The sequence below is a fragment of the Staphylococcus sp. CWZ226 genome (assembly GCF_018986355.1).
In the GTDB taxonomy this organism is placed as follows: Bacteria; Bacillota; Bacilli; order Staphylococcales; family Staphylococcaceae; genus Staphylococcus; species Staphylococcus simulans.
Map to the genome: position 1 here is coordinate 24241 of NZ_JAHMSB010000001.1, position 11504 is coordinate 35744.

General features: G+C 36.6%; 10 protein-coding genes. All 10 read right to left on the minus strand.

Translation table 11 applies throughout. From position 1 onward, the window contains the following. Position 1: 1 nt before the first annotated feature. Positions 2 to 892, minus strand: coding sequence for a tyrosine recombinase XerC (xerC, locus tag KRR19_RS00110; protein WP_070626625.1), 891 nt, complete (start codon positions 890 to 892; stop codon positions 2 to 4). A 121-nt stretch (positions 893 to 1013) separates the two neighbouring features. Beyond that, positions 1014 to 2321 carry an FADH(2)-oxidizing methylenetetrahydrofolate--tRNA-(uracil(54)-C(5))-methyltransferase TrmFO gene (gene trmFO / locus KRR19_RS00115; RefSeq protein WP_002480689.1) on the minus strand — a complete coding sequence of 436 codons (1308 nt, stop codon included), beginning with the start codon at positions 2319 to 2321 and terminating at the stop codon, positions 1014 to 1016. Positions 2322 to 2404: 83 nt separating this feature from the next. After that, positions 2405 to 4471, minus strand: coding sequence for a type I DNA topoisomerase (topA, locus tag KRR19_RS00120; RefSeq protein WP_023015697.1), 2067 nt, complete (start codon positions 4469 to 4471; stop codon positions 2405 to 2407). Positions 4472 to 4613: 142 nt separating this feature from the next. Further along, a complete protein-coding gene (gene dprA, locus KRR19_RS00125; RefSeq protein WP_156666892.1) occupies positions 4614 to 5504 on the minus strand; it encodes a DNA-processing protein DprA in 891 nt (296 codons plus the stop codon). 220 nt (positions 5505 to 5724) lie between these two features. Then, the gene (gene sucD / locus KRR19_RS00130) at positions 5725 to 6639 is read right to left on the minus strand and encodes a succinate--CoA ligase subunit alpha (RefSeq protein ID WP_023015699.1); all 915 of its coding nucleotides are present in this window, start codon (positions 6637 to 6639) and stop codon (positions 5725 to 5727) included. A gap of 20 nt (positions 6640 to 6659) precedes the next feature. Next, on the minus strand, positions 6660 to 7826 hold the full coding sequence (gene sucC, locus KRR19_RS00135; protein WP_002480685.1) for an ADP-forming succinate--CoA ligase subunit beta: 1167 nt from the start codon (positions 7824 to 7826) through the stop codon (positions 6660 to 6662). Between the two features lie 222 nt (positions 7827 to 8048). Beyond that, on the minus strand, positions 8049 to 8825 hold the full coding sequence (locus KRR19_RS00140) for a ribonuclease HII (protein WP_156666891.1): 777 nt from the start codon (positions 8823 to 8825) through the stop codon (positions 8049 to 8051). Next, complete coding sequence (gene ylqF / locus KRR19_RS00145) at positions 8825 to 9694, minus strand: ribosome biogenesis GTPase YlqF (protein ID WP_023015701.1); 870 nt, start codon at positions 9692 to 9694, stop codon at positions 8825 to 8827. Before ylqF ends, KRR19_RS00140 begins: the two co-directional genes overlap by 1 nt. Positions 9695 to 9838: 144 nt before the next feature. After that, positions 9839 to 10327: a GyrI-like domain-containing protein gene (locus KRR19_RS00150; RefSeq protein WP_105966839.1), complete on the minus strand. Its 489-nt coding sequence runs from the start codon at positions 10325 to 10327 to the stop codon at positions 9839 to 9841. A 133-nt stretch (positions 10328 to 10460) separates the two neighbouring features. Then, a complete protein-coding gene (locus tag KRR19_RS00155) occupies positions 10461 to 11315 on the minus strand; it encodes an ABC transporter substrate-binding protein (RefSeq protein WP_002480680.1) in 855 nt (284 codons plus the stop codon). Positions 11316 to 11504 lie beyond the last annotated feature (189 nt).

Sequence of the window (11504 nt, forward strand, 5' to 3'; positions counted from 1 at the left end):
CCTATTTCTCCTTTTTAGCTCGAGGATGTGCATTTAAATAGACTTTGCGCAATTGTTGGTTGGAAACATGCGTATATCGCCCTGTCGTTGAAAGATTGACATGACCAAGCAAAGATTGCACTGTTCTTAAATCCGCACCTTCATTCAACATATGTGTCGCAAAAGTATGTCTCAATTTATGCGGGTGAATATCCGTCACGCCCGATGTGCGTTTCACAATATCATTCAACACATAACGAACGCCCCGTTCAGTAATCGGTCGCCCATTCATATTTACAAGCAAATAATCATGAGACGCTTTTTTGAGCGGAGGAAATTCTGAAAGATAACGTTCAATACTCTCTCTGCACATATTTCCAAAAGGAATAAAGCGTTCTTTATTACCTTTCCCAAGCACTTTCACACCTGGTGAATTTAAATCTAAATCCTCTAACTTAATGTTCACTAATTCTGAAACACGAATGCCCGTACCATATAATAATTCTAAAATGACACGATCACGCATGCCTTTATGTTCATCTTCTTCAACTGTTTCAAATAATGCACTCATTTCTTCTTCATAGAAAAAATGAGGCAAATATTGCTCTTTCTTTGGATGCACAAGTTGAACAAAAGGATTTATTACTGTGTCATCTTGCGTCATCCAGTATTCATAAAAAGACCGTAACGTTGAAATTTTACGAGAAACTGTTGTTCTTTTCAAGCCTTTTGAATATAAATAAGATAAATAATTTCTTGCATCCTTATATTCAAAAGATTTTAATTGTAAATGCTCCTGTTCTAAAAAAGAATTAAACTGCATCAAATCGTCGTGATATGATTTCAAAGTATGTTTAGAAAAAAAGCGTTCTACCTTTAACATGTATAAAAAAGAATCTTGGATTTTATTCAATAAAAACCCCTCCATCATTTGCATTGTAGCATATAGACAGAGGGAGCTGCAGTGATTTAAGTCTCGAAACCGCAAACGTTTTCTAAACACAAATCTATTTTATCAAAATATTCATAATTTATCACAATGTTTGCTTAAAGTTTTCTAAGTACGTTAAAGCACGATTCGCTTGTTGCTCATAACGTTCTTTTTTATCTTTAATTCTTTTCTCAAGTGACGGCACTAAACCGAAGTTTGCATTCATCGGTTGGAAGTTCTTATTGTTCTTCGCATGTGAAATATAATATGCCATACTGCCGATCATTGTTTCACGCGGGAAAATCACTTCTGCTTTGCCTTGTAGTTTATGCGCCACATTGATACCAGCCACTAAACCGCTGGCAGCACTTTCCACATAACCTTCTACACCAGTCATTTGACCTGCAAAGTAAACTTGATCATGTCCTTTAAGTTGATATGTTTCACTTAAGACATCCGGTGAGTTGATAAATGTATTACGGTGCATAACGCCATAACGTACAATATCAACATTTTCCAAACCAGGGATTAAACGGATAACTTCTTTTTGTGCACCCCATTTTAAATGTGTCTGGAATCCGACAATATTATAAAGTGTGCCTGCTGCGTCATCTTGACGTAATTGAACCACCGCAAATGGACGCTTACCTGTTTTAGGGTCTTCTAATCCTACAGGTTTCATTGGCCCAAATAGTAATGTTTTACGTCCGCGCTCAGCCATTACTTCAAATGGCATACAGCCTTCGAAATATTTTTCTTTTTCAAATTCATTTACCGGCGCAACTTCCGCTTCCAACACCGCATCATAAAAACGGTCGAACTCTTCTTCTGTCATCGGGCAGTTTAAGTAAGCCGCTTCACCTTTATCATAACGTGACTTCAAATAGACTTTATCCATATCAATCGTATCTTTTTCGATAATCGGTGCTGCCGCATCATAGAAGTAAAGTTGATCTTCACCTGTAATATCCACAATTTCTTTCGCAAGCCCTTCTGTCGTTAATGGACCTGTCGCAATAATTGTATAACCTTCAGGGATTTTCTCAATTTCTTCATTGATAACTGTAATATTCGGATGTGATTTCAAAGTATCAGTAATATAACCCGCAAAGTCATGTCTATCTACTGCTAACGCACCGCCAGCTGGCACACGTGCATTATCAGCCGCTCTAATAATCAATGAATCTAAGCGACGCATTTCTTCTTTTAACACACCTACCGCATTTGTCAGTGAGTTGCCGCGTAATGAGTTCGAACAAACTAATTCCGCGAATTTATCTGTATGGTGGGCTGGTGTTTGTTTTACTGGACGCATTTCAATTAAATTAACTTTAATACCTCGTTGCGCAAGCTGGTATGCAGCTTCTGAACCAGCTAAACCTGCACCGACCACGTTAACTGTCTCTGTCATAAATAAATCCTCCTCATTCAGATGAAAAGAGGCGAGACGCAAGCAGCGTTGTGCTTTTTGTGTCCAACCTCTCAGCTCTTACTTTACTTTTGTACTTCTTCTTTATAATCACAGTTCGAACATACGACTTGACTAGAACGTCCTTTTTTACGAACAACTAAATGATGATCACATTTCGGACAATCTCTGCCGACTGGTTTATCCCATGAGATAAAGTCACATTCTGGATAGTTTGAACAGCCGTAGAAGATTCTGCCTTTCTTCGATTTACGTTCTACCACTTCGCCATCTTTACATTTCGGACATTTCACGCCGATTTCTTTAACGATGGCTTTCGTGTTTCTGCAATCTGGGAAGTTTGAACAAGCCATAAACTTGCCGTAACGTCCCATTTTAATCACCATTGGCGAACCGCATTTTTCACAATCTTCACCAGCAGGCTCATCTTTGATTTCAATTTTTTCCATTTCTTTTTCAGCACGTTCTACATCGTCTTTGAAGCCATTGTAGAAGTTGCCGACAACATTACGCCAATTTTCATCGCCTTCAGCGATTTTATCCAGCAATGTTTCCATATTGACTGTAAATTCAACATCGATGATTTCCGGGAAGTATTCTTTGACTTGCTCATAAACAATTTCACCTAATTCAGTAGGTACGAAACGTTTACTTTCTAACTTCACATAATTACGTTTTTGAATCGTATCAATTGTCGGCGCATACGTAGATGGTCTACCGATTTTCAATTCTTCTAACGTTTTAACTAAACGCGCCTCTGTATATCTTGGAGGTGGTTGTGTGAAGTGTTGAGAAGGTTCGATATCTGTTGCGATTACAGTTTCACCTTCATCAATAATCGGCAAGCGTTTGTTTTGTTCTTCTTCTTCATCTTTAGATTCAACGTATAATGTCATGAATCCTTTGAATTTGATTGCTTGACCATTCGCACGGAACTTAATATCACCTTGTTCAACATCCATCGCAACTGTGTCAATTACAGCAGGTGCCATTTGACTTGCGACAAAACGTTCCCAAATCAATTTATATAAACGGTGTTGGTCTTTTGTTAAGAATGATTTCATTTCGTCAGGTGTACGCAGAGTCTTTGTAGGACGAATAGCTTCGTGTGCATCTTGATCCCCTTGCTTACCTGTTTGTTTACGATGAGATACATATTCTTTACCGTACTTTTCAGTGATAAAATCTTTTGTTTCTGCTTTCGCATCTGCAGAAATACGTGTAGAGTCAGTACGCATATACGTAATCAAACCAACTGTACCTTGACGTTTAAGGTCAATACCTTCATAAAGTTGTTGTGCAACCATCATAGTCTTTCTTGTTTTGAAGCCTAATTTTCTTGAAGCTTCTTGTTGTAAAGTAGACGTTGTAAATGGATTTGCTGGATTACGTTTCTTCTCTTTACGTGTGACTTTAGTCACTTCAAACTCATTACCATTTAATTGGTCTGTAATGAATTTAACGTCTTCATTTTTTTGTAGTTTATACGGTTTGTTTTTATAATGAAGGAATTTCGCTGTAAATGTAGATTTTTTATAACGGAATTTCCCTTCTATTTTCCAGTATTCTTCTGGTTTGAAGTTACGGATTTCATTTTCACGATCAATGACTAAACGTAATGCGACAGATTGAACACGTCCTGCTGAAAGTCCTTTTTTAACTTTTTTCCATAATACCGGAGAAATGTTATAACCTACTAATCTGTCTACAATACGACGTGCTTGTTGTGCATCCACTAAATTAATTTCAATACTTCTCGGCGTTTTAAAACTTTCTTTAACTGCATCTTTTGTAATTTCGTTAAATACTACTCGGTTTTTCGCATGTTCATCTAATTTCAAAATGTTTGCTAAGTGCCATGCAATTGCTTCACCTTCACGGTCCGGGTCACTTGCTAGGAAGATTTTCTTTGCTTTTTTAGCATGTCTCTTCAACTCTTGAACGACTGGTCCCTTACCACGAATCGTAATATATTTGGGTTCAAAATCATCTTCAACATCAACGCCCATTTGGCTTCTTGGCAAATCTCTGACATGCCCCATTGAAGCGATAACTTTATATCGTTTCCCTAAATATTTTTCAATTGTTTTAGCTTTTGCAGGCGACTCAACTATGACTAAATTATCTGCCAAAGTAGATCCCCCTCTGCTTCAATAAAATGTTCCTTGTTACAAAGATAAATGATAAACGGTTTATTTTACATTTGTCAATATTTTAATTCACCTGAAAATGAACAGACATCATTTCATTTAAGTCTTTATTTCATTTTTTCAATCAATTTAATGTTTCATAATCTTCCATAATATCTTGCGCACTCAAAACGATTTTCGCGCCTTCTTGTGCGCGTTTTAAATTTCCTATGGTCAATTTTTGAAATAAGCTGCCTGGCAACACATAAACATTTCTGTCTTGTTCTAAAGCTAAATCTACTGTGATTTGTGCGCCGCTTCTTTCTCTAGACTCAGTAATCAGTACGCCTTGCGATAAACCGCTAATGATACGATTACGCTCCGGAAATTTATATCTGGCAGGTCTATCTGTGGGGATATATTCTGAGAGGGTTAAACCTGTTTGTTCTATTCGTTTTCGTAATGCACGCGTTTCTTTAGGATAATGATGATAATGACCAAATGCTAAAACGCCAATCGTTGCCATATTATAGTGTAAAGCCGCTTCATGTGCAAATGCATCTCCGCCTTTAGCTAAACCTGAAACGATAACGAGCTCATGTAATGCTTCATTCTTAAAGAGGTATTCTAATGCATTTTGTGTATACTTTGTCGCTTCTCTAGAACCGACGACACTTAAATAGTGAGGTGCTTTTAAGCAAGTTCTATTGCCTTTACAAAATAATAATAATGGAGGTGCATAAATGTGTTTAAGTAAGTGAGGATAATCAGGATGAAAAATGGAAATTAAGTAGATGTTTCGAGAGACCAAAGATTGATAAATATCATTAGGCTCTATCTGACAATATGTTTGATAATGCAGAAGCATAGTTTTAGAGGCAGTATTTTGTGAAAATTGTCGAAGTTTTGTCATTCTTTCTGGTAAATTTAGTCCAAAATAGTCTGGATACCTGATTAAAAGTGCGTATATTTGCTTTGTGGAGTAACCTGCGTAGCGTAATCTGAGGAGTTCTAAATCTAATTCTTTGAGGTTCAATCGTTTACCTGCTTTCTTGTGGTTTTTTCGTTATTATACGACCTTTTATATAATGGAAACAATACTTTTCTATACAAAAGCTTATTCAGAGTTTCTACTATTATATATGAAAAATCAAGTTATGTTTCAATGACTATGTGAATACTCAACTTTAACATGAAAAAAGGCACAGACTTGTACCTAAGTACAAATCCATGCCTGATTTATAAAACGCAGTGAATTACGCGTCTTTTTTAACTGTTAATAACTCTTCATAGATACCTGCTTCTTTAGCTGCTTCAATTAATGTTGAACCAATTTCAGAAGGTGTATCTGCCGTTTTAACACCATTGTCATTCAATGTTTTGATTTTTTCTTTAGCAGTACCTTTACCGCCAGAAATAATCGCACCAGCGTGACCCATACGTTTTCCTGGAGGTGCTGTTTGACCACCAATGAATCCTACAACTGGTTTTGTCATATTTTTACTAATCCATTCAGCCGCTTCTTCCTCAGCAGTACCGCCGATTTCACCGATCATTACGACAGCTTTAGTGTCTTCGTCTTTATTGAATGCATCTAATACATCGATAAAGTTTGTACCGTTGACTGGGTCGCCACCGATACCTACCGCTGTAGTTTGACCAATGCCTTCTTCAGTTAATTGATGCACTGCTTCGTAAGTTAATGTACCTGAACGAGATACAACACCTACGTGGCCTTTTTTGTGGATGTAGCCAGGCATAATACCGATTTTACAATCATCTGGTGAAATAACACCTGGGCAGTTTGGTCCGATTAAACGAGTGTGTTTATCTTCTAAATAACGTTTAACTTTAACCATATCTAATACAGGAATGTGTTCTGTAATACAGATTGCTAAATCTAATTCAGCGTCAGCACATTCTAAAATTGCGTCAGCTGCGAATGGTGCTGGTACGTAAATAACTGATACGTTTGCACCTGTTTCTTTTTTCGCTTCTTCTACAGTGTTGAATACTGGTACACCTTCAACAACTTGACCACCTTTACCAGGAGTTACCCCAGCAACGATTTGAGTACCATATTCAAGCATTTGTTTCGTATGGAAAAGGGCTGTAGACCCAGTGATACCTTGTACAATTACTTTTGTGTTCTTATCTACATATACGCTCATCTTAGTGTCTCATCCTTTCCTTAGACTTCTTTGACAAGTTTGACAATTTTTTGAGCGCCTTCAGCCATAGTTGCCGCTGGCTCAATTGCTAAACCTGAATCTTTTAAGATTTGTTTACCGATTTCAACATTTGTACCTTCAAGACGAACTACTAAAGGTAATGTTAAGTCGACTTCTTTAACTGCTGCTACGATACCTTCTGCGATAACATCACAACGCATGATTCCGCCGAAGATATTAACAAAGATACCTTTAACATGATCATCACCTAAGATGATTTTGAATGCTTCAGTAACTTTTTCTTTCGTAGCGCCGCCGCCTACGTCTAAGAAGTTAGCCGGATTTCCGCCAAAATGATTGATTGTATCCATTGTAGCCATCGCTAAACCTGCACCGTTAACCATGCAGCCGATGTCGCCATCTAAAGCGATGTATGATAAATCATATTTAGAAGCTTCGATTTCTTTTGGATCTTCTTCTTCTAAATCACGTAATTCTAAAATGTCTTTGTGTCTGAATAATGCGTTATCGTCAAAGTTGATTTTCGCATCTAACGCTAAAACATCACCGTCACCAGTTGTAACTAATGGGTTGATTTCAACGATTGATGCATCTTTTTCGATAAATACATTGTATAAAGCGATTAAGAATTTAGCCGCTTTATTGATTGATTCTTTTGGAATATTAATGTTGAATGCAATACGACGTGCTTGGTATGGTGCTAAACCAACAACAGGATCGATTGTTTCTTTGAAGATTTTTTCTGGCGTTTTAGCCGCTACTTCTTCAATTTCAGTACCGCCTTCTTCAGATGCCATTAACGTTACACGATCTGTTGCACGGTCGATAACGAATCCGACATAATATTCTTTTTGAATATCGCAGCCCTCTTCAATGTATAAACGTTTAACTTCTTTACCTTGTGGACCTGTTTGGTGAGTTACAAGTGTTTTACCTAATAATTCATTAGCGTAAGCTTCCACTTCAGATAATGACTTAGCGATTTTAACACCGCCAGCTTTACCTCTACCCCCAGCGTGGATTTGTGCTTTTACAACATAAACATCAGTGTCTAATTCTTTAGCTTTGTCTACTGCTTCTTCAGCAGTGAATGCTACACGTCCTTCTGGAACTGGAACGCCCATTGAACGAAAGATTTGTTTTCCTTGATACTCGTGGATATTCATTCTCCATCCTCCTGTTTCTTAGGTTAAGTACACTGTTAATTATAGAAAATGTAAGCGCTATTGTAAACTGAAAGCGGCTATTTTTGTCAATTTTGTTAACTTTTAGACTTTATCTCGAATCCTCGCGAAGTGTGATATTGCAACTATTCTAGCTTTTTTCAAATTAATCTGAATATTACACAAGGTTGGAAACAAATATTACAATTTGCACCAACCTTATTTTTAAAACAATTTTGTTGTAAGAGATTTAATCGGTTCAAATGATTTACGATGTTCTGGAATCACACCTAATTTATCAATTCCTGCTAAATGTGCTTTTGTGCCATAACCGACATTATGTTCAAAATCATATCCCGGATACTGTTTTGCGAGTTCACGCATATAAGCATCACGGTATTCTTTTGCCATGATACTGGCTGCTGCTATGGACACACTTTTTGCGTCACCTTTAATGATAGAAGTTTGTTCAATATCTAACGGTAATTCCATCGCATCAATCAATAAATGCGTCGGTTTGATAGATAAAGCTTCAATCGCACGTATCATCGCCACTTGCGTTGCTTGATAAATATTTAAATCATCGATTTCTTCTGGAGTCGCAATTCCGTAAGCATATGTCGCTTCTGCTTCTAGCGCAGATTTCAACTGTGCACGTTTAGCAGCCGAAACTTTCTTTGAATCATTTAAGCCATAATATGCATGCCCTTCATTTAATACCACAGCACATGCGACTACTGGACCAGCTAAAGGTCCTCTGCCGACTTCATCTATACCGCAAATAATCGCCTTATTGTCATGCGCTAAAATATCATTTTCATATAACATCATCTCTTGGTACTGCTCAACAAGTGCCGCTTCCTTTTCTAATTGTCTTTTACGACTTAATAAAGCTTGCTGTACACCTTTTCTTTCATCTTGATGCCATTCAAGTGTTTCCAGTTCAGCTAAAGTTTTTACATCTTTTAACGCTTCTTTAATTGCTTTGATTGACTGTCCCATTATTTAATTTCATCTGCCATCTCTTTATAAATATCAAAACTTTGTGTACCAAGTTTCGCATTTCTAATATCATTAATAATTAATTCAATGACTGATTCATAATCCACTTCATTGCCGCGTTGTAATAGACCACGTCGACGTCCAATCGCATCAAACCATTCAATATTTTCAGCTTCTGCATCTAAATCAACATTATAATGTTTTTGTAATGCTTCAAGCGCGTGTGCTTTATAGAACTCTAAACCAAAAATGGCTACGTCATCTAAGTGTACGATACTGTCTTTAATCGCACCTGTTAAACTTAATTTCTTACCAACTATTTGATCTTCGAACTTCGGCCATAAAATCCCTGGTGTATCTAATAATTGCAGTGATTTACCTACTTTAATCCATTGTTGTTGTTTCGTTACACCTGGTGTATTACCTGTTTTCGCAATAGCTTTATTTGCAAGTTTATTAATTAACGTAGATTTCCCTACATTTGGAATACCTACAATCATGGCACGGATTGCACGTGGTTTTAACCCTTTCGCTTTATCACGTTCGAACTTTTCTTTTGTCGCTTGTACAGCCGCTTGTTCTACTGATTTCAAGCCTTTACCATGCTTCGCATCTACTGATACTGGGAAATAACCTTTACTTCTGAAATAGTCTTCCCATTTGGCTGTTTCATTTAAATTCGCCATATCTTTTTTATTTAAAATAACCACACGTGGTTTATTTTGAATCACTTCATCAATCATCGGGTTTCTTGAACTGTAAGGAATACGTGCGTCTACTAATTCAAAGACCACATCCACTTTCTTTAACTGTTCGGACACTTCACGTTTAGCTTTCGCCATATGCCCTGGATACCATTGAATAACCATGTTTCATCACCTTTCATTCATCGCTTTACTCTATTTTACATTCTCTCTATTATACTATATTTTGGAAGTCTTGAAAAAATGAAAAAAGAAACCCAAACAACTGATTAAGTGCTTGAGTTTCTTACATCAATAATTAAATTTATATTAGTTGTTTAATTCTTCTTTCTTTACCACCGGCACATACACTTGTGCTTCATAATCTGATGAAGTCACATCTCCATGTGGATAGAATTCAAAAGCTGGTCCTTCAGCCATGTGATAACCTTCGCTTGCTAAGAACTCAGGGTTAAACACTTTTTGACATACTTGCTGGATTGATTCTGGTACAGGTCCTTTAGCATTTACTACCATATAATCGCCTTGAGGTAGAGCATAAGGATGCAAGCCTGATCCAAATTGATTATCAGAAGTTACTGCAATTAAGTAATTCATCCCTGCTTCTGTAGGTACAATCACTCCTAAGTATCCTTCTAATTGGTGGTTGCTTAATTCAGATAAAGTTTGTTCTTCACCTGATTCACGAAACTTTTGCCATGCTTTCGGTAAATTTTGTTGCGCGTCTTGCATCGTCGCATATTTACTCAAATAACCAATAACCTTTAATTCATTTAAATGCTTTACTTCGTATTCCATATACGCCACTCCCGTCATTTCAATTAAACTTGATTAGTGTTTAATACCCTATATTCTCTATAATATGGCATAAAAAAATACAAGTACCGAAAAAGGTAGATGTTTTCGGTACTTGTATTAATCTCACTTAGACTTATTCTTCGAATTTCGCTAAGTCTTCTGCAATGTGTTCAGACGCTACTAAACCACGTGATTTTGCCCATAATTCACGGTTTACGAAATGAATACGTCCGTTTTTCTTCGCATTGATTGAATTATAAACTTCTGATTGACGTAATTCTTCTAATGCATCTGCATTTTCATCATCAACCATTAAAATTAAACGTTCTGGATTTAATGTTTTTAATTGTTCATCCGTTAATTTTAGATATGGTCCATCTTTATATTCTGGATACGTTTTTGAGTCCGCTTGAGTGATTGCCATTTTGAAGCCAAGACGTTTTAAGAATTGACCAACATAACTGTTCGCATCATGCCCTACAATATGATTATCTGTCACTACTGCAGCCAATGTGCCTAAACTTTTATCTAACGTAATACCCTCTTCGATTTGTTTGATCTTTTGTTCATGCACAGCGACACGTGTTTTCGCTTTTTGTTCTTTTGATACAGCTTTACCGATTAACTCGAATGACTCTAAGTTTTGTTTATAATCGCCATCAAAGCTTTCAAGTAAAATTGTCGGTGCAATTTTTTCTAAATCTCTATAGATTTTGTGATGACGTTCACCGTCAGCAATAATTAATTGTGGTTCCGCTTCTCTTAAAGCATCTAAATCAGGATTGTTTCTATCTCCTAAAGAAACATATTCACCAATCTGTGTTCTGACTGCTTCAAATAAATTCTCTTTATTCCCATCATCAGCAATCGCAGCTGGTTTAATATCTAAAGCTAATAAATCATCTACGAATGAAAATTCTAATGCGGCAACTCTGTCCACATTCTCCGCAACTTGAGTGATGCCTGATTCATTTCTTACTTCAACCATATGATTAAGACCTCCAAATTGATTTGTTATTGATAGTACTCCCATATAATTGTTACCGGTAGTTATATTCCCTATATGTTAGACATTATTCATATTAAGTTAATATGATACTTTACAAAATTTTAATATTAGTTGATTTATTTCCCTTTATAATCGCGTTACTGCTAAAATTAAAAAGGGTATATGTAG